Genomic DNA, 20,449 nt, shown 5'->3' on the forward strand with positions numbered 1-20,449 from the left:
CCTCTTTTATTTAATGCTATTAATGTTTTCTAAAACTTTTTCTTTACCAATTAAAGAAATTGTTTTAGCTAATTCAGGACCATGCTCACTTAAAGTTGTATATATTCTAACTGGCATAAATAAATCTCTACCCTTTTTACCAGAATTGTTACCAGCCTCTTTTATTAAAGTTTTGATGTTATCTTCACTAAAGTCTTCCATAACTTCAATTTCTTTTTTTAAGAAATCTATCATTTCTTTTAAATCATCAAATTCTTTTAAAACTTCTCTTGTTTTGTCATCAATTTGTTTTTCAAAAAATATATCTAGGTGGTCATTAATTTGAACTCCAAACTCAAGTTCTTTTTTAAACAGCAACAGGACTGATTCAACTCATTTTTGATCTCTATTTGATAAATCAAACTTAGTTTGATCAACAAAGTTGATTACAAATTTAGTAAAGTCTTCTTCTGACATTTTTTTAATTCATTGACTGTTGATTCATTTCATTTTAACCATATCGAAAGTACTTGGAGATTTAGTGAATCTCTTTTCATCAAATATTTTTACTAAATCATCTTTTGTAAAAATTTCTTGCTCATTGTTAGGACTTCATCCCAATAAAGAAATGTAGTTAAAGATTGCTTCTGGTAGGTATCCTTGTTCTCTGTATTGAGAAATAAAGAACACTGCATTTCCACTTCTTTTTGAAAGCTTTTTCTTAGTTTCATCAACAATTAAAGTTAAGTGACAGAATCTTGGTTCTTCTCAACCAAAAGCCTCATAAATCATACACTGTCTTGGTGTATTAGAGATGTGTTCTTCACCACGAACAACATGAGTTATTTTCATTTCATAATCATCAACCACAACCGCAAAGTTATAAGTTGCAATCCCGTTTGATTTTAGAATAACGAAATCACCAATTTCTTTTGAATTAAATTCAACATCTCCACGAACAATATCATTTATTTTATAAATTTTATTTTCCGGAACTTTAAATCTAATATTATACGGTTTTGTTTCGTCTTCAACTTTGTTCAGCAAACATTTTCTGTTGTATTGAGGTGCTACAATCCCTTTTTCCAATTGAGCTTCACGATCTCTTTCTAACTCTTCTGGTGTACAGTAGCATTTATAAGCTTTACCTTGTTTGATTAGTTTGTTTGAATAATCTTTATAAACATCAAACTTTTGAGATTGCATGTATTTACCGTAGCCATCTTTTGGAGCTCTAAATGATTCGTCAGGAATTATCCCCAATCACTCCATATTATCAAATTGAGATTCTATTGCACCGTCAACATTTCTTTCCACATCGGTATCTTCAATTCTTAAAATGAAATCTCCACCAAAGTGTTTTGCAAATAAATAATTCATCAATGCAGTTCTCGTATTACCAATGTGCAGGTGTCCAGTTGGGCTTGGTGCGTATCTTAATCTAATTTTACTCATTTTATTTTCCCTCTTCTTTGTAAATTAATACATTACTATAACTAGTTATTATATTTGTGAAGTTTCCTTCTGTTGTTGTTGCTTTTACAGATATTTTATCTATTTCTATATTTAAAACATTTGAAATGTTTTCTTTGATTTTAATCTTTCAATCAGTTAATTTAGGAGAATCTAATTCTATCAGTAAATCTATATTTGATATTTTAAAGCCTCTTTCTGAAAGGATTTTATTTGCTTCAATCACCATTGTTGATGAATCAAAGTTTTCTTCCATTGTCTTTTGATTGTAATTTTGCCCAAGATCTTCAAGACCTAAGGCACCAAATATTGATTCTGCAAGAGAATGAAAAATTACATCGCCATCACTGTAAGCCTGAACCCCTTTATCGCAAGGGATATTAATTCCACCAAGAATAATTTTGTTCCCATCAATTAAGTTGTGTGTGTCTTTTGAAAATCCAACTTTGAATATCATATTTACTCCTTATAACAAATTGATTATAAAATAAAAAACGATTTATAACTAATTAAGTTAATAAATCATTCATTTTTATCTATTAAATTTGAAGAAACATACATCGCCATCTTGAACAATATAGTTTTTACCTTCTAATTTTATTTTTCCACTATTTTTTAATGATTGTTCATCGCCAAGTTCAAAGATGTCTTCACATCTGTAAACATCTGCTTTAATAAATCCTTTTTCAAAGTCTGTATGGATGATTCCGGCACATTGAGGTGCGGTTGAACCCTCTTTAAATTGTCACCCTCTTGCTTCTTGGGGACCACAAGTGAAGTAAGTTTTTAAACCCAAAGTTGAATAAGCAGCTCTAATTAATTGTTCTAATCCAGATGTTTCAATTCCGGCATCACTCAAGAAAACTTCTTTATCATCTTTGTCCAGTTCGCTCAATTCTTCTTCTATCTTTGCAGATATTTTAACAACTGGCGAATTACATGATGCTCCATATTCTTTTACCAATTTAACATATTGATTATCTTCTCTAACTTCATCTTCTCCAACATTTGCTACATAAATAAATTTCTTAGTAGTTAATAATTGGAATGATTTAATAGCTATTTTTTCTTCTTCGTCAAATTCTAATTTATTTAATAATTTACCTTCTGATAGTTGAGTTTCGAGTCTTTTTAATAAGTTGTATTCAAATACAGTATCTTTATCTTTTCCTGATTTAAATTTTGGTTCAACTTTAGCTAGTCTTTTTTTAACACTTGATTCATCAGCTAAGATTAATTCTAATTCTATTATTTCAATATCTCTAATAGGATCAACACTACCTTCAACGTGAGTTATCTCTTTTGAATCAAAACATCTAATAACCTCACAAATCGCATCAGTTTCTCTGATGTTGGCAAGGAAAGCATTCCCTAAACCCTCACCTTTACTTGCCCCCGCAATTAGACCGGCAATATCAACGAACTCAATTGTTGTATAAATAGTTTTTTTAGAACTAAATATAGTTGCTAGTTGGTCTAATCTTGAATCGGGAACTTCTACAACACCAACATTTGGTTCAATTGTTGCAAAAGGATAGTTTGCAGCTTCAACTTTTGAGTTTGTAATTGCATTAAATAATGTTGACTTACCAACATTTGGTAAACCCACTATTCCTACTTGTAATCCCATATTAATCTCCACTTTCTATTCTTTTAATATTTTTAATAAGATTTTCTTTTTTAAATTCTACAATTAAATTACTCTCAAGGTTAGATTGCAATTTATATATAGTACCAACCCTCAAAACAGTTCAATAAATTGTTTTGCTGGGGTGTGACTTCTTTAGATAAATTTTATCACCAACATTAATCGTCATCTGTTAGTCCTAAAATTTCTAAAACCCTGTTTAGATCTTCGTCATCTGAATATCTAATTGTCAATTTTCCATTATCAATTGAAACTTTAGTTCCAAGCCTTCTCATCATTTTGTTTTCCATATATACAACCGATGGTTTTTTGTTAACTATTTTCTTTTCGCTTGGATCAGCTTCACCTTTTTTGATCATTTCTTCAACTTGTCTTGCTGTGATATCATTTTCTAAAATTAATTTAAAAATTGAATCTAACAATTTTTCATTATTAACAATTGAAAGCAAAGGTTTCGCTTGACCCATAGTCACTTTTCTTTGTAACATTGCGTCTTGAACTTTTTGAGGCAAATTTAAAAGCCTCATAATATTTGCAACATGAGATCTTGATTTACCAACTCTTGTTGCGATTTCTTCTTGTTTCAACTTCAAGTTTGTTGATAATTGTTTGTAAGCAACAGCTTCTTCAATATCAAGCAAGTCTACCCTTTGAATGTTTTCAATTATGGCAAACTCTTCCATTTGTTCTGAAGTTAATTCCAAAACAACTGCAGGAATTTCTTTTAATCCAGCAATTTTGGCAGCTCTGGTTCTTCTTTCCCCTGCTATTATTTCGTTTTTATTATTAATAATAACTGGTTGAATAATTCCGTGGATTTTAATTGAAGATGCAAGTTCATTTAACTCCTCATCTTCAAAAGTTTTTCTTGGTTGATATGGGTTTGGTTTTAATAAATTTACATCAACTAAAGTTTTTTTACTATTAGCTTTTTCTTTATCATTTTCAATTACACCAACTATATCTGAAACTGATTCTCCAAAAATATCGTCCAACCCTTTAAAGTTATATTTTGATTTAGCTTTGGCCATTTTCTTTTAGCACCTCTTTTACAAATTCAATGTAAGCAATTGATCCTGCTCCATTTTTGTCATATTCAAAAATTGATTTACCTTCAATTGAAGATTCTGATATTCTAATATTTCTTGGTATAACTGATTTATAAACTTTTGGTCCAAATGTTTTCATAATTTCTTCTAAAACATCGTGAGCCAATTTTGTACGTGAATCAAACATTGTTACAAGAACACCTTCGATTGTTAAATCTGGATTTAATGTTTCTTTCACTTTTTTAATAGTTCTTAAAAGTTGTGCAACCCCGTGCATTGCGTAGTGCTCTGCTTGGATTGGAATTAATACAGTGTCAGAAATAGCTAGACCATTTCTATTAATTAATCCTAAACTTGGCGGACAATCTATTATTATGAAATCATAGTTGTCTGTTATTTTTTTTATTTCATCTCTTAGAACATTTTGATTATTAGTTTTTTGTTCTAATAAAATTAAATCTACCGCAGCTACATCTATTGAGCTGGGTGCTAAGTCAATATTTGGTTTAATGTCTTTTACTATTACTTCAGAAAGTTGCTTTTCCCCAACAAAGACATGATACATACTTAATGAATCGCTATCTATCTCAAAACCCACACCAGTTGTTGCATTGAATTGAGGATCCATATCTATAAGTAAAACCCTTTTGTTGGCAAGCGCTAAACCACATGCCAAGTTAACAGATGTTGTTGTTTTACCAACTCCACCCTTTTGATTTGAAACTGAAATTACTTTTGCCATAAATTACCTCTCATAATGATTATTATATCTTAATTATCCACTATTTTCCTAGTGGTCTTTTTCTTATTTGACTATAAAGTCTTGGGTATTCCAAAGGAGTAGGTTTATTCTTTTTATAAAATAAATTATTTCTTTCACCTAGAACTTCATCTCGTAATTCTTGTTTACCCTTAAGAACTAATCCAATTTTCTTTTCTTTACCATTTAAGTCATCTAATTCGTTGTTAACATTTTTTGATTTTAAACAAATGAATGTCCCTTCAACCTTAAGCGCTTGAACACCAACTTCCAATAATATGTTTAGTGGTGCCATTGCTCTTGATATTATTACATCAAACTTTTCTCTATTTTCAACACTATATTCTTCAGCTCTTACGTTTAGAGTTCAAATGTCCTTTAGACTTAGTTCTTTAATAACCTTCTTTAAGAAGTTAATCTTTTTACCATTTGATTCAACTAAGTATATTTTTGCAGAAGGAAACATAATTTTTAACACCATTCCAGGAAACCCCGCTCCAGTACCAATATCCAATATAGACAATCCTCCTGGATTAAATTCATTTGTGAAAATCAATGAATCATAGAAATGTTTATCTATAATTTCCTGATCTTCAGTAATTGCTGTAAGGTTATGAATCTTATTTTCTTCTTGAAGAATGTTTTTGTATTTAATTAGATTTTCTTTTTGCTTTTCATTAAGCTCAATTTTCAAATCTTTAAATCTATCTCAATTCATGATGCCTCCATATAAAAAATAAAAAAAGCTTGCGCCTTTTTTATTTTACATTACTTTTTCTTTTAAATTTTTCAATTTCTAATTCTTTATTATATTTAAATCAATTTTTAGGATTCAGCCTTAAAACAAAATCATTTGTTTCAATATCTTGTTTAGATATTAAACACTCATTTACCACCCAAACCACAAATATAATTATCGAGAATACAATTAAAAGCATTGGATCAATAAATTCTTTTTGAAGAAATCTATCAATCAAGAATACATAATAAATATATCCAACCATAACAGTTACTAATATTGTGGTTATTATACCAATAACAAATCCACCTTTAATCTTTCTGACCTCTACCTTTCCTGATTTTCTATTTTTTAAAACACCAATCATTATTATTAAATAAGCAGTAAATGCAAATATAACCGTAGTGCTCGAAGCTAGGTCAGCAACCAAAAAGTAATTTATTTCTGTTGTTCCATCAGGATTAGAGGCATAACCAATAGCTATTGAAATAGCCAAAAATAAAATATATACAGATAAAGTTATTGACATCGAGATATATCCGGACTTAATCAAACTAATTTTTGCTTGTTTAGCTTTATTAAAAATAAAACCTTCTTCAACTGCGGATTGAACTGTTTTTGGCATTAAAGTTGTATATCCATTAACAACAGTAAATAAAGTGCAAGTTATTATTATTTTAAATAACAAAGCAACTCAAGGTGTATCTCGGAATAAATTGTTAAAGAAGCCAAATATATCTCCATCCTCAGCACCAAAGAAAATTCCAACAGTTATTAATAAGTAGAATATTGTGACTGCAATAATTGCAGTTAACATTGCCGGAGCAACAACTTCTTTGTGTTCGCAATCCTTTTGTAATGTAGCAGCATATATAAATCCATCGAAAGCAAATAATATTGGAACAGCAGTTGCGAAAAACAAATTAAAAACATTTGAATTGTTTTCTGGCCATTCTTCGCTAGGATTAAATGAATTTGCTCCACTTGGATCTTTTATAAAAATTGCAAAACCACCAACAACAACACACATTAAAGGAATAAATTTAATAAAGGTGAATACACTTTGTATTAATTTGCTTGGCTTGCTTGTATATGTGTTCATTAATGAAAAACCAACAAGAATAACTGTAGAAATAAATATTTTAAGAGCCATAAACCCTTCTCTACCCATTGTTTCAACAAATTTATTACCCGTGAATGATTCAATTCCCTCAAAGAAAGTTTTTACTATAAAAAGAGCACCTATGCTTGTTAAAATTGGTAAATACATGCATACATACATTATTGAAAACAATGATGCAGTTTTTCTATTTACAAATGTGTTTGCTCAACTTTGAGCTGTTGAGTGTCCTGATTTTGTTTTGGAAGATGCAGCCTCTATAAAAGTCAACATCATCAAAGAACAAAGAACACCAATAAAAACTCAAACAGCCAAAGCTAAATATGGATTTCCATTGGCTTGAGCCAATACACCATTTGGTCCAGAATTTTTTAAATAAATTCCTCCACCAACAACAACTCCGAAAACCATTGAAAAGATAGTTAAAAATTCAAAAGTTTTGTTTTTTGCTTTATTGGATTTGTTAACTTTTATCATTCTTAATTACCTCTCTTTTCCTTATATTCTTTTATACTTTTTTGTCTATCATACTTAAATCAATTTTTTGGATTGATTCTTAAGTAGAAATCATTTAATTCTATATTTTGCCTTGATATGATAGATTCATTTACAACTCAAGCTATAGATAATATAACCAAAAAGAAAATTCACATAATCGGACCAACCAGATCTTCACCCATAAACAAAGGACTAAATATATTTAAATAATGAATGAATGCCAACATAAATATCAACATAGACGTTGAGAACACACCTGCAAAATATGCTCCTTTGACTTTTCTCACTTCTACTTTTTTTGTTTTTCTGTTTATTAACATACTAATCAAAATGGGTAAATCTAATAAATAAACTATTATTATTGTTGAATCAGAAGAAAGATATGCAGTATATAAATATCCATCATCTCCTGTTATTGATTTTGGTAATAATAAACTTGAACCAACAAAAACAATAAAGAATATTGCAACAATCACCATGGCAATTCAACTAGATTTAACTTTAGAAAGTTCCGTTCCATCTTTTGAGTAAACAAATTTTTCCTCAATTGAAGCTCTTATAACAAGTGGGTAAATAACACTATATGCATTAACCATTGTTAATAATGTTATTGTTATAACTAAATTAAATGCAAAATGAATTTTAGGTTTACCTGCAAAAATATTTAATATATTCCCATCAGTTGCTCCCATAAATATTGCAACACTTATTACAATATAAAATACCGAAACAGCAACTATTCCAGTCATCATTGCCGGGGCGACAACTTCTTTGTGTTCGCAATCTTTTTGAATTCCCGCAGAGTCTAAAAATCCATCAAACGCAAACATAATTGGAATCATTGTCATGAAAACATTTTTAAATTTAACTCTTTCAACATTTTCAGGATCAAACGAACTTGGATTTCCCATTGCAAAGAAAGTAATTCCAGCAATTAAAACCGTTAGTAACGGTATAAACTTTAAAAAAGATAATGCTGTTTGCAAAATTTTTCCTGGTTTTGATGTGTATGCATTCATAACTTGAAATAACAACAGCATAATAGCTGCAACAAATATTTCAATAGTAACCCTAACTTCATAACTCATTAAACTTGAGTTTTCATCTCCGGTTGTAGCTTTGTAAATAATGTCTATCGATTGAAAGAAGCTGCTTGTTGTGAATAGAGCTCCAATAATAATAAGCACAGGTAAATAAATTAGTGCATAAAGTATCGTTACAAGAGAACCATATCTTCTCCCAACAAATCTACCAGCTCAAGCTGTTAAAGTGTTGTGATCTCCTTTTTTAGTAGATGTAGATATTTCAATAAACGCCAACATCATCATGCAACAAAAAACTGCCATTAAAGTTCATATAGCAATTGCAAGATATGGATTATTTCCAGCTTTTGAAAGTACTCCATTGTCTCCGGCATTTTTTAAATATATACCACTACCAACAACAATACCAAACGTCATTGAAAACACAGAAAGGAATTCATAAATTTTATTCTTGGTTTTATTTTTTTTATTTACCTTAACCATGTTTCTATACCTCGTTATATTTTTTCTTTAAGTGGAAAAGTAACATTTGAATATCTGCGGGGTTAACTCCAGTTATTCTTGATGCTTGTCCTATTGAGACTGGTCTGACTTTTTCAAACTTTTGTCTTGCTTCTACAGCAATATTTTCAACTTTTGAATAATCAATATCTTTTGGAATTTGTTTGTTTTCCAATCTCACAAATTTTTCAATAGTTTCATTTTCCTTTTTAATGTAACCTTCAAATCTAATTAAGATTAGTAAAGTTTGAAGTTGTTGCTTAGATAATTCATTTAACTCTTTAATATATTTTTTGAATATATTAATATCTACTTTTGGTTGTTTTAAGATTTCATAAGCACTAAATCCTTGATTCAAAATAGCTTGATCCTTTTCTTTTAGTTCCAGTGCCAATTCTGTTTTGGGACTAAATCTAATTTCTTTTAGCAATTCTATTTTATCGAAAATTTCCTTTTCAAAAGCTTGATGCACTTTTCATTGTTCTTCAGAGATCAATCCTACTTCATAACCATATTTTCTTAATCTCATTTCTGAATTATCATTTCTAAGCGTCAATCTATTTTCAGCTCTACTTGTTAATAATCTATATGGTTCAATAACACCTTTGTTGATTAAATCGTCAATCATAACTCCAATATAAGATTCATTTCTTTTCATAATCAAAGGTTCTTTATTGTCAATTTTTCTTACAGCATTTATTCCTGCAATCAAACCTTGACCAGCAGCTTCTTCATAACCACTAGTGCCATTTATTTGTCCTGCTAAAAATAAATTTTCTACCATTTTTAATTCTAAGGATAATTTTAATTGTTGAGGGTCAACACAATCATATTCAATTGCATAAGCTCACTTGTCAACAATTACATTTTCAAAACCAGGTAGACTTCTTAACATTTTATCTTGAACATCAATTGGCATTGAAGTTGAAAAACCTTGTACATAGAAAGTGTCTAATGATTTTGATTCTGGTTCTAAAAATATTTGATGAGTTTCTTTTGTATTGAATCTAACAATCTTATCTTCAAAACTTGGACAGTATCTTGGTCCTACTGATTCGATTTGTCCAGAGTACATTGCTGACTTATGTAAATTGTCTTCAATTATTTTCTTTGTCTCTGGGGTTGAGTGAATTAAATAACAAACTTCTTGCTCTTCGTACGGCAAAAATTTTTCTGTAGAAAATGAAAATGCTAAATTTTCATTAGTACCAGGTTCGATAATTGCTTTTGATAAGTCGATTGAATCAATTTTAACCCTTGGAGGAGTACCGGTTTTAAATCTAAAAGTTCTTAACCCCAATTTTACCAAAGTTTCACTTAGAGACTTTGTTGTTATTTCATCATTAGGTCCACCTTCATATTTTTCTTCACCTCTATAAATTAAAGATGAAAGATAAGTTCCGGTTGTCAGAACAACAGCTTCACAAAATATTTCTTTTCCATCTTCCAACAAAACTGACTTAACTTTATTACTGGAGTCTAAGGAAATATCTTTAACAACTCCAACATAAAGCTCTAAGTTTTCTTGTTTTTCAACAACACTTTGCATATATTTTGAGTATTCAATTTTATCAGACTGAGCCCTTAGTGCCCATATACCAGGTCCTCTTGATGAGTTTAAAAGTTTCATTTGCAAAGCAGTTGCATCTGCAGCTTTACCCATTTCTCCACCAAGTGAATCAATCTCTCTAACAACTATTCCTTTTGCGGGTCCACCCACTGATGGATTACATGGCATAGTTGCAATTTTATCTTTATATAAATTTACTAGGATTGTTTTTTTTCCTAATCTTGCAGAAGCTAATGCAGCTTCCACTCCAGCGTGGCCCGCACCAACAACAACTATATCAGCTTGCATGTGCACGCCTCCATTCTAAAAACTTATTTTATTCTTTCAAATAAAACTAACTTGTCAATAATTTTTTCATAATCAAAATTGCTTTTCATATTTTCAAAATTTATTTCTTCTGGTTTTAATCCCATTTGTTTAATCATACTTGGATAAGTTTTAACCAATATTGGTTTTAGTAGATAAGAAATTATTACAATGTTTTTTTGTAACACAGAAAGTACTTCAAGAAGTTCATCATTCTTTCCTTCTTTTTCTAAAACTCAAGGTTTTGAGTCTTCAATATATTTATTACACTCTTGTCCTAATTTTAAAACCAATTGTGTAGCTTCTGACATATTATAAATGTCCATTAATTTTTTATAATCTTCAATAGTTTCAAAACCCTTTTGAACTAATCAGTGATTTGAAGTATCTTTTTTAGGAAGTTGTCCGTCGAAATATTTTATAATCATGTTTGAAACTCTTGAGATTAAGTTACCAACATTATTTGCTAAGTTGTTGTTAAATGATTCTATAAATAGATCATTTGTAAAACTTCCGTCTTTATCTGTTGGCAAATTATTTATAATATAAAATCTTAAAGCATCACTTGAATATGTGTTTATAATTTCAACTGGATCTAAAACATTTCCAATTGATTTAGACATTTTTTTATCTCCACTTAGAATTCATCCGTGTGACAATAATTTGTCTGGCGTTTTTAAACCCAGTGACTCCAACATTACGGGTCAGTATATTGAGTGAAATCTTGTGATTTCTTTTCCAATTATTTGTAAAACCTCTGAATCTTCACTTCAGAATTTTTTTAATAATGAATCATCATTAGATTTGTAACCTAGTGCAGTAATATAATTTGATAAGGCATCTAACCAAACATAAATAACATGATTTGGATTTTCCTTTATTTGAATTCCTCAATTAAAACCAACTCTTGTTACAGATAAATCTTCGAGATCATTATTAATGAAGTTATTTAGCATTTCTTTTTTTCTTGTTTCTGGTTCTAAGAAATTGGTTGCAAATAAATCTTGCAAGTATTTTTGAAATTTTGAAACTCGCAACATGTAAGTTTCTTCTTCAAAGTCGCCAGCTTCTTTTCCACAAACGTTGTGATGAAATGTTTCATCCATTTGTTCTGAAGTTAAAAACTCTTCACAACTTATACAATACTTACCTTTGTAAGTTGAAGGATAAATTAAATCCTTTTCTAATAAAGACGAAAATATTTCTTTAACTGCAAAAACATGATCATCATCAGTTGTTCTAATAAATCGATCATATTCTATATCTAAAATTTTCCATAAATCTACAAAACCTTTAACAATACCATCAACATATTCTTTAGGGCTTAGATTATTTTCTTGTGCCTTTTGTTCAATTTTTTGACCATGCTCATCTGAACCAGTTAAAAAGAAAACTTCATATCCCTTTTCTTTTTTATATCTAGAAATAACATCAGCTAGAGTTGTTGTATATGCATGACCTATGTGTAGGTTTCCGCTCGGGTAGTATATTGGGGTTGTTACATAAAAAGCTTTTTTCATAATTATTCTTCTGTTGAAAGACTGTAAATTCCTTTAAGTCCTCTATAACTTTCTTTATAAGTTAGACCATATCCAACTATAAAAACATCTTCCAACTTAAATAATGATGTACTTTCTAGTTCGACAGTTCTATCTTTGCTGTTCTTTTCTATTAAGTTTAAAATTTGAACATTTGCAGGTTCCTCTTTTTGAACAAGGTTATTTAATCTTTCTAATCTGTTACCTTTGTTCAAAACATCGTTTACAATTAAGACATTTTTATCTTTTAAAGTATGTTTTAAACCAAGATCAATGATTTGATCTTCGTCTTCTTTTGGATTAGTTACGAATTGAATTGTTACATCAATTGGTAATTCTCTAATTAAATCTGCAATGAAGATAAAAGAGCTTGATAGATCCGCTACAATTGTTAATTGTTGACCTTCATATGCTTTTCCTAAATCTGTACCAGCTTTTGAAATTGCTGCCTTGATTTCCTCTTCTGTTATTAAAGTCACTAATTTTTGATTATCCATGATTATTCATCACCCTTCTAAACATTTTCTCAACGTTTCTTGTGAAAAAGTTAATATCAAAAAGATTTTCTAATTCATTTTTATCATTAATGAAGTTCATAATTCCATTTTCAACTAAAACATCTTTAAATTCTCTTTTTGTACTCTGACATTCTAAAGTACATTTTTGGATGAAGTCATATACTTCTTCTCTTGAAAATTCATAATTCATTAAAATATAAGTTAATATTCTTTGACTAAAGAATATTCCTTTTTGCTCATTAATATGTATATCTATTTTATCTTTATTAATTACTAAGTCATTTATAGTAGAAGTCATTCTCTTTGATACATATATAATTATATTATAAATATCAGGAAAAACTAGTCTTTCGTTAGAACTATGTGATATGTCTCTTTCGTGTCATAAAACATTATTTTCAAAAGCGGTATTAACAAATGATCTTGCATATCTTGATAAACCACATATATTCTCTGAACTTATTGGATTTTTTTTGTGAGGCATTGAACTAGATCCCTTTTGACCTTTACCAAAACCTTCACATATTTCTTGAACTTCACTTCTTTGGAAGTGTCTTATTTCTGTTGATATCTTTTCTAAAGTTGATGCAATATTTGCAATTACAGATATTAAAAAGGCGTGTCTATCTCTTTGTGTTACTTGCGTTGAAATGTTGTCTAAGTTTAAATTCATTGCTTTTGCAACATACTCCTCAACTTCTATTTCTAAATTTGCATAGTTACCCATTGACCCAGATATTTTAGCCACTTCAATTTGTTTTCTTGCCAAATCCAATCTTTCGATTTGTCTATTAATTTCGTCAAATCATAACAAAAACTTTAGTCCTAAAGATGTGGGTTCCCCATACATTCCATGAGTTCTTCCCATTATAATTATTTCTTTTGTTTCATTTGCTTTTTCTTTTAAAACTGCTGATAATTCTTTTAAAACTTTTTCTAAAAATTCATTTGATTGCTGAATCATTTTGTTTTGAGCAGTATCAACAATGTCAGTAGAAGTTAGTCCTAGGTGAATTCATTTCTTTTCTGAACCTAATGTTTCAGAAATCATTCGAGTAAAAGCTACAACGTCGTGTTTTGTTTCTTGTTCAATTTCAAGCATTCTTTTTATATCAACTTTAGATTTTTGAGAAATTACTTTTGCATCTTCACTAGGAACAACACCAAGAGATACTCATGCATTAACAACTTCTTTTTCAACATCTAATCAGATATCTAACTTATTTTCGTCAGCTCAAATTTTTTCAATTTCTTTTATTGAATAACGTTCTATCATTTACTTCACCTCCATTAAAATATATTTTCTAGTAATATTGTTTGTTCTCTGTCTGGTCCTACTGAAAATCCAGAGATTGGAACTTCACATATTTTCTCCATCATTTTTAAATATTTTTTTGCAGCATCAGGTAATTGATCAAAAGATTTAACTTGAGTTATATCTTCTTTTCATCCTGGATTTGACATATAAACCGGTTTGCATTTTTCATATTTTTGATTAGTACTTGGTACACTATTAATTTCTTTTCCATCTAACTCATATCTAACACAAATATTAATTTCATCTATACCAGAAAGAACATCTAACAAAGTAATGAACATTGAATCAATACCTGAGGTTCTGATTGCGTGTTTTAAAGCTACAGCATCTAATCAACCAACCCTTCTTGGTCTTTTTGTGTTTGAACCGTACTCATGTCCACGCTCTCTAATTCCATCACCAATTTCGTTTGTTAATTCTGTTGGAAACGCACCAGCACCAACTCTTGTTGAGTAAGCTTTTACAACACCCATTGTAGAGTCAATTAATTTATGACTAATACCACTACCAGTTGAAGCGTTGTTAGCAGAAGTGTTTGAACTTGTAACATATGGATAAGTTCCATGATCAATATCAAGCAAGGCGCCCTGAGCCCCTTCAAATAAAACTTTTTTTCCATCTTTGATTGCATTTTCAATAAAGATGTCAGTGTCAATAACTTTATCTTTGATTGCATTATAAGCATTTATTAAATCATTATATGTATCTTCAAAATTTAAAGGTTCAACCCCAAACATTGTTTGTAAAAATTTCATTTGATAATCAAAAACAGATTGAAATCTTTCTTTAAAATTATCATCTTCCAACTCACCAAGTCTGATTCCTAATCTAGAAACTTTATCTTGATATGCCGGACCTATGCCTCTTTTTGTTGTTCCGATTTTATTTGCTCCACGAGCCTCTTCTTGAGCCTCATCAATTTTAATATGGTAAGGAAGGATTAATTGAACTCTATCAGAAATTAACAGGTTACCATAGTCCACACCACTTTTTTTTATAACTTCAAACTCTTTAACAAGATTAATCAAATTAACAACACAGCCATTTGCAATTATGTTTGTCACTTTTTTATTAAATATACCTGAAGGTATGATTGTAACTTTGTGCTTTTGCCCATTAAAATTAATTACATGTCCTGCATTATCTCCACCAGCAAACCTAACAACAACATCTGCTCTTTGAGCAAAATAGTCTGTCATTTTACCCTTTCCTTCATCTCCTCATTGAGATCCAACAACAACTAATGAATTATATTTTTCCATTTTTTCTCCTTAATTGTATTTGTTCATAATTTTTTTTAGATCTGAGTCTAAAACAAAATCTTCAACAAAACCTGAAATGTCTGATACATTTTCTTTTATTAAATTTATTTCTTCTGCATTCATTTTAGAAAGAACTCAGTCAACTATTTTGTATTGACCAGGTTCCCCAATTCCAATTTTTAATCTATTAAATTTTTCAGTTTTTAGGTGACTTATTATATTTTTAATTCCGTTATGACCGCCGGCACTTCCGTTGTCTCTAAATCTTATATCGGCCATTGATAAATCTTTATCATCATATATAACAATAAAATCTTCAATATTAATTTTGTAATAGTTCATTATTGATATTACAGCTTCTCCAGAAAGATTCATAAAAGTTTGTGGTTTTACAAACAAAACCTTTTCACCTTTTATATTAGAAAAGAATATTTGTGATTTAAAATCTTCTGTTTCTTTTTGAAAACCATACTTTTCCAACAATAAGTCAATTGCTATAAATCCAGCATTGTGTCTTGTAATAGTATAGTTCGATCCAGGATTGCCTAAACCTACAATTAGTTTTGGCATTTTATTTTTTAAATCCTTTTGTGTATTCTTCGACTCTTTTTACAATGTCGTTTTGCTCATCATTGTAAACACCTGTTAGTGATGATTCTTCATAAGAACTTTGAATCATTCTTGCCAATAACTTAGCAACAGATATAATTTTTAAGTTTTTAAATCTTCTTTCTTCTGGAATTTCGATTGTGTCTGTAACAACAACTTGTTTTACAGTCCCATCGTTTATTACTTTTTCCATTTTTGAAACAGCTTCGCCATTAAATAATCCGTGGCAAGCTATAATATAGATTTCTTTAGCCCCTTGCTCTTTTAATGCTTGAGCACCTTTTATTATGGTTCCACCTGTATCAATCATGTCATCAATAATGAAACATGTTTTATCTTTAACATCACCAAGTATAAATTCAACTTCGGCTTTGTTTGGTTCTGGACGCCTTTTTGCAATAACTGCAATTCCGTTTGTTATGTTACCTGTGTATTTAGCCACACCATGAACCCTTGTTAAACCACCGTGATCTGGTGATACCAATATACATTGTTCTGGGTCTAATTTTTCAGCAACAATTGTATCAATAATTTCTGAAGCTACTATTTGAGCAGTTGAGAAGTTATCAATTGGAATATTAAAGAATCCCATAATTTGTGCAGAGTGAAGATCAACAGTAATAACCCTGTGCACTCCCGCTGTTTCGATTAAGTTTGCTACCAATCTTGAAGTAATTGGTTGTCTACCTTTTGCTTTTCTATCTTGACGAGCATATCCAAAGTATGGTATTACTACATTTATTTTTGCAGCACTGGCTCTTTTAAAAGCATCAACAGCTATTAATAACTCTATTAAGTTATCATTAACTGGTTGATTTGTTGATTGAATAATGTAAATTTCTTGTCCCCTTACAGAGTCAAGAGATTGAACAATCATTTCACCATCCAAAAATTTAGATGTCTTTGCTTGTGATTCCTCAACCCCCAAGATATCACAAACCTTTTTAGTTAAACTTCGATTTGATGATAAACCGAAAATCATAATGTCTTTTTTGTTCATAAATATAAGTCTCCTTAAATATAATATCAAATTTTTAACACTCCTTTTAAGCAATTACTAAATTAAAAAACATTGAATATGAGAGCTATTCTTGAATAACTACAAGAGAAAATATGAAAGTTTCGGCCTTCTAGACAATGTTTTTTATACAAGAGCATTTAATTTGGGTTATAAAAATCAAATTTTAAGGCAAAATTAGGGAATTTATACAAATTAATATATAATTATTTAGAATATTTAAGGGCAAAACCCTTGAAATTACTTTTTATAAGTCTTAAGGACTTTTTTTATTGAGAAATTATGGAGGACATAACTGTGGGATTAGTTTTTTTAGAGAATTTATCACATGCAAATGGTGGTAAAAAGTTATACGATAGCACTTCTTTTAGATTGAATAGAGGGGAACATATTGCCTTAATTGGACCAAATGGTGCAGGTAAAACAACGTTGTTAAATATTATCGCAGGTAAAATGCCCTCAGACAAAGGCGATTTGAAAATTCACCCCAAAACAAAGATTGGTTATTTAGATCAACACCAGGAAGTTGATATGGAAGAAACTGTTGACCAATATTTAAAAGGAGCATTTTCTGAGTTATTTGAACTTGAAGCTCGTATGAATAAAATCTATGAAGATATGGCAATAGAATACAAAGAAGAGGATTTAGTAAAGGCTCTTGCATATCAAGACACACTTAATTTAAATGAATTTGATTCAATAGACAAAAGAATCGGTAACTTAGTTACTGGTTTGGGTATAGGGTTGGATAAATTAGATAAAAAAATGGGTGAGCTGAGTGGTGGACAAAGAGGTAAAGTAATTTTAGCCAAACTTTTATTAAGTGGAGATGATTTTTTATTACTTGATGAGCCGACAAACTTCTTGGACTTAGAACAAGTTAAATGATTAGCTAAATTTTTACAATCATTTGAAAAAGCATTTATTATGGTTTCTCATGACAATGATTTTATAAATAAAACTTGTGGAATAATTTATGCATTAGAAAATTTAAAATTAACTAGATATGTAGGAAACTACGATAAATATTTAGAAGAGGTAGAAATACAAAGAGAACAATATGATAAGGCTTTTGTTTCTCAACAAAAGGAAATCAAAAAACTTGAAACATATGTCGCCAAAAACAAAGCAAGAGCTTCAACTGCTAAATCAGCTCAATCTAGACAAAAACAACTAGAAAAAATAGATGTTATGCAAGAGAGAAGAGATTTAACAAAACCCAAATTCAGTTTTAATTATAAGAGACCAAGCACAAATGTTATTGTTAGAGCAGAAAATCTAGTAATTGGATATGATTCTCCCCTTTTACATGCTCTTAATTTTGAATTGAGAGAAGGAGAGAAATGTATTATAAGTGGTAGAAATGGTATCGGTAAGACAACCTTCTTAAAAACTATGTCTACAGAAATACCTTCTTTTGATGGTAAGGTTGAATTGGGTAACGCTGTTGAGTATGCATACTTCAAACAAATTGAAGATGTTAAAGGAATTACTCCAGTTGCTTATTTGATGGACAGATTTAATGACATTACAGAATCTGAAGCAAGAGCAAAAATTGCTCAGTTTGGAGTTAAAAGTGGTTTAATGATGCAACCAATGGAGAAACTTTCAGGTGGAGAACAAACTAGAGTTAGACTAGCAGCCCTAAGTATGATTCCGTGTAGTTTACTTGTTCTTGACGAACCAACAAACCATATTGATGTTTTAGCAAAAGAAGCCTTGCTAGAGGCAATTGAAAACTTTAAAGGAACAGTAATATTAACCACTCATGATATTAACTTTTCTACAAATTGAGCCAACAGGACTTTGGATTTCTCAGAATTAGTGTAAAATATTTTTATACCTGGGGAGGTGCATAATATGAATAAAGATTTTGATTCAGGATGCTTCAAATGTATTGAAGAAATGCAAAAAACAAACCAAGGAGGAGCAGCTGCAAGTATATTAGCCATGAAAATGCAACAAGGTGTTGCCAACCAAGATTTAGATAATATACATTTATGCTCAAAACACGCTTAAAAAAACTAGTTTACTTAGATAAACTAGTTTTTTTAATAAATGTCGAACCAGAACCGCTCATTTGACCCATTTCTCTATACTCTATAAGTTCTGGATATAATTTTAATGCTGGTATTTCTAGCATGTTGCTCTCATACTTATTTTTTCACGCTTCGATTTCATCAAATTTTTCATAAACTTCTTTTGTATTACAATTGACCCCTGTAATAATTAAATCCTTAAATTTGATTTTAACTTCTTTTTTAGTTTTTTTTACTTTTTCTCCATAACCTTTAACGATTGCTGTTTTGTAACCTTTAATAAAGAAATAACAATCCATCCCTATTTTTTCAGCTATTTTTTTTAATATTTTTTTATTATTTGTAAAGTGCTTTGCAACAGCAATTGCATTACTACTTCCACCACCAAGACCAGATCCAATTGGTATATTTTTTTGTACCCTTATTTTATAAAAGGAGTTAATTATATTTTCTTCTCTTAAAATTTTAAGAACTTTAAATATGAAATTTTCTTTTTCAAGTTCCTTTACATTACAAAATAAAGTATCTTTATATTCTGTTGATTCTTCAATTTCAATTTCATCATAAAAATCTTCTACAATTGTGAATAAAGAATGAATTTTATGGAATTCATTATACTTCCTTTTAACCTTTAGATTGATGTTAACCTTTGCATAACTCTTAATCATTTAAATTTACCTCATTGTATATTTCTATAAATTTATTAATATCGATATTTTCTGGTCTCAAGTTAGATTCTAAATTAATTTTATTTAGAATCTCTTGCGCTTTTTCTTTGTTGTTTGTTACATTCGATAGGTTATTAAGTATTGTCTTTCTTTTATTATTAAATATTTTTCTAACAAAACCAACAAACTTAACGTCATCTTTTATTTTAGATAAATTATTCTCATTAAAATCAAAAGTTATAATTGCCGAGTCTACTTTAGGAATTGGTTTGAACATACTTTTGTTTACAGTGAATTCATATTTAACTTCAGAATAAAGTTGGGCAGCAACAGATAAATTGTTATAATTATTTTCATTTGCCTTAGCACAAATTCTTTGTGCGACTTCTTTTTGAACCATAAATATGGCTTTGTCTAAAATTTTTGAAACATTTAATGTTCTAAAAATGATTTCACTTGTTATGTAATAAGGGGTATTTGAAATTAGAGAAACCCTTTTAAATTTATTTTTTTCTATTAATTCTTTGTAATTAATTTCCAAACAATCTTTGATAATCAATTCAAATTTATCTGAATTGATTTCTGATTTCAAAATTGATTCCATATCTTGGTCTATTTCAATTGCGATAACTTTTGAAAATCTTTTTACAAGTTCTTTTGTTAAAGCTCCTCTACCAGGACCAATTTCTATTATTAAATGTTCTTTTTCTTGATCAAGTAAATCAATTATTTTATTTATAAGATTTTTATCTGATATAAAATTTTGACCAAATTTTTTTTTCGCAAATTCCAT

The 20,449-nt window shown here is 29.4% G+C and carries 20 protein-coding genes; 2 read left to right on the top strand and 18 right to left on the bottom strand.

The window, feature by feature from the left end; translation table 4 throughout:
• Positions 1 to 6: 6 nt before the first annotated feature.
• The 16 genes from gltX to SMONO_RS04150 form a co-directional block, all read right to left on the bottom strand.
• Positions 7 to 1,434 carry a glutamate--tRNA ligase gene (gene gltX, locus SMONO_RS04075; RefSeq protein WP_101781067.1) on the bottom strand — a complete coding sequence of 476 codons (1,428 nt, stop codon included), beginning with the start codon at positions 1,432 to 1,434 and terminating at the stop codon, positions 7 to 9.
• A gap of 1 nt (position 1,435) precedes the next feature.
• Positions 1,436 to 1,909 carry a 2-C-methyl-D-erythritol 2,4-cyclodiphosphate synthase gene (gene ispF, locus SMONO_RS04080; RefSeq protein ID WP_101781068.1) on the bottom strand — a complete coding sequence of 158 codons (474 nt, stop codon included), beginning with the start codon at positions 1,907 to 1,909 and terminating at the stop codon, positions 1,436 to 1,438.
• A 75-nt stretch (positions 1,910 to 1,984) separates the two neighbouring features.
• Positions 1,985 to 3,082, bottom strand: a complete 1,098-nt coding sequence (gene ychF, locus SMONO_RS04085) for a redox-regulated ATPase YchF (RefSeq protein WP_101781069.1) — start codon at positions 3,080 to 3,082, stop codon at positions 1,985 to 1,987.
• A 1-nt stretch (position 3,083) separates the two neighbouring features.
• The gene (locus SMONO_RS04405) at positions 3,084 to 3,269 is read right to left on the bottom strand and encodes a DUF951 family protein (RefSeq protein WP_101781070.1); all 186 of its coding nucleotides are present in this window, start codon (positions 3,267 to 3,269) and stop codon (positions 3,084 to 3,086) included.
• Positions 3,259 to 4,131, bottom strand: coding sequence for a ParB/RepB/Spo0J family partition protein (locus SMONO_RS04095; RefSeq protein WP_101781071.1), 873 nt, complete (start codon positions 4,129 to 4,131; stop codon positions 3,259 to 3,261). Before SMONO_RS04095 ends, SMONO_RS04405 begins: the two co-directional genes overlap by 11 nt.
• On the bottom strand, positions 4,118 to 4,891 hold the full coding sequence (locus tag SMONO_RS04100) for a ParA family protein (protein WP_101781072.1): 774 nt from the start codon (positions 4,889 to 4,891) through the stop codon (positions 4,118 to 4,120). The genes SMONO_RS04095 and SMONO_RS04100 overlap by 14 nt, the downstream gene beginning before the upstream one ends.
• A 40-nt stretch (positions 4,892 to 4,931) precedes the next feature.
• Positions 4,932 to 5,627 carry a 16S rRNA (guanine(527)-N(7))-methyltransferase RsmG gene (rsmG, locus tag SMONO_RS04105; protein WP_101781073.1) on the bottom strand — a complete coding sequence of 232 codons (696 nt, stop codon included), beginning with the start codon at positions 5,625 to 5,627 and terminating at the stop codon, positions 4,932 to 4,934.
• 40 nt (positions 5,628 to 5,667) lie between these two features.
• Complete coding sequence (locus tag SMONO_RS04110) at positions 5,668 to 7,245, bottom strand: APC family permease (RefSeq protein WP_101781074.1); 1,578 nt, start codon at positions 7,243 to 7,245, stop codon at positions 5,668 to 5,670.
• 2 nt (positions 7,246 to 7,247) lie between these two features.
• A complete protein-coding gene (locus SMONO_RS04115) occupies positions 7,248 to 8,792 on the bottom strand; it encodes an APC family permease (RefSeq protein ID WP_101781075.1) in 1,545 nt (514 codons plus the stop codon).
• 4 nt (positions 8,793 to 8,796) lie between these two features.
• Positions 8,797 to 10,674, bottom strand: coding sequence for a tRNA uridine-5-carboxymethylaminomethyl(34) synthesis enzyme MnmG (gene mnmG, locus SMONO_RS04120; protein ID WP_425443417.1), 1,878 nt, complete (start codon positions 10,672 to 10,674; stop codon positions 8,797 to 8,799).
• 17 nt (positions 10,675 to 10,691) lie between these two features.
• Positions 10,692 to 12,206 carry a methionine--tRNA ligase gene (gene metG / locus SMONO_RS04125; RefSeq protein ID WP_101781077.1) on the bottom strand — a complete coding sequence of 505 codons (1,515 nt, stop codon included), beginning with the start codon at positions 12,204 to 12,206 and terminating at the stop codon, positions 10,692 to 10,694.
• 2 nt (positions 12,207 to 12,208) lie between these two features.
• Complete coding sequence (locus SMONO_RS04130) at positions 12,209 to 12,721, bottom strand: phosphoribosyltransferase (RefSeq protein WP_101781078.1); 513 nt, start codon at positions 12,719 to 12,721, stop codon at positions 12,209 to 12,211.
• Entirely contained in the window at positions 12,714 to 14,018 is a 1,305-nt protein-coding gene (gene purB / locus SMONO_RS04135; protein ID WP_101781079.1) for an adenylosuccinate lyase, read from the bottom strand. The genes SMONO_RS04130 and purB overlap by 8 nt, the downstream gene beginning before the upstream one ends.
• Before the next feature lie 14 nt (positions 14,019 to 14,032).
• Positions 14,033 to 15,322: an adenylosuccinate synthase gene (locus SMONO_RS04140; protein ID WP_101781080.1), complete on the bottom strand. Its 1,290-nt coding sequence runs from the start codon at positions 15,320 to 15,322 to the stop codon at positions 14,033 to 14,035.
• Between the two features lie 9 nt (positions 15,323 to 15,331).
• The gene (gene pth, locus SMONO_RS04145; protein WP_101781081.1) at positions 15,332 to 15,892 is read right to left on the bottom strand and encodes an aminoacyl-tRNA hydrolase; all 561 of its coding nucleotides are present in this window, start codon (positions 15,890 to 15,892) and stop codon (positions 15,332 to 15,334) included.
• 1 nt (position 15,893) lies between these two features.
• On the bottom strand, positions 15,894 to 16,931 hold the full coding sequence (locus tag SMONO_RS04150) for a ribose-phosphate diphosphokinase (protein WP_101781082.1): 1,038 nt from the start codon (positions 16,929 to 16,931) through the stop codon (positions 15,894 to 15,896).
• 315 nt (positions 16,932 to 17,246) lie between these two features.
• On the opposite strand from SMONO_RS04150, the gene SMONO_RS04155 reads away from it, so the two are divergent.
• A complete protein-coding gene (locus SMONO_RS04155) occupies positions 17,247 to 18,779 on the top strand; it encodes an ABC-F family ATP-binding cassette domain-containing protein (protein ID WP_101781083.1) in 1,533 nt (510 codons plus the stop codon).
• A 30-nt stretch (positions 18,780 to 18,809) separates the two neighbouring features.
• On the top strand, positions 18,810 to 18,968 hold the full coding sequence (locus SMONO_RS04290) for a hypothetical protein (RefSeq protein ID WP_158637914.1): 159 nt from the start codon (positions 18,810 to 18,812) through the stop codon (positions 18,966 to 18,968).
• 10 nt (positions 18,969 to 18,978) lie between these two features.
• On the opposite strand, the gene SMONO_RS04160 is transcribed toward SMONO_RS04290, so the two are convergent.
• Complete coding sequence (locus SMONO_RS04160; protein WP_101781084.1) at positions 18,979 to 19,656, bottom strand: GHMP family kinase ATP-binding protein; 678 nt, start codon at positions 19,654 to 19,656, stop codon at positions 18,979 to 18,981.
• Positions 19,649 to 20,449 carry a 16S rRNA (adenine(1518)-N(6)/adenine(1519)-N(6))-dimethyltransferase RsmA gene (gene rsmA / locus SMONO_RS04165; RefSeq protein ID WP_101781085.1) on the bottom strand — a complete coding sequence of 267 codons (801 nt, stop codon included), beginning with the start codon at positions 20,447 to 20,449 and terminating at the stop codon, positions 19,649 to 19,651. Before rsmA ends, SMONO_RS04160 begins: the two co-directional genes overlap by 8 nt.

Source organism: Spiroplasma monobiae MQ-1 (assembly GCF_002865545.1).
Taxonomy (GTDB): domain Bacteria; phylum Bacillota_I; class Bacilli_A; order Mycoplasmatales; family Mycoplasmataceae; genus Spiroplasma_A; species Spiroplasma_A monobiae.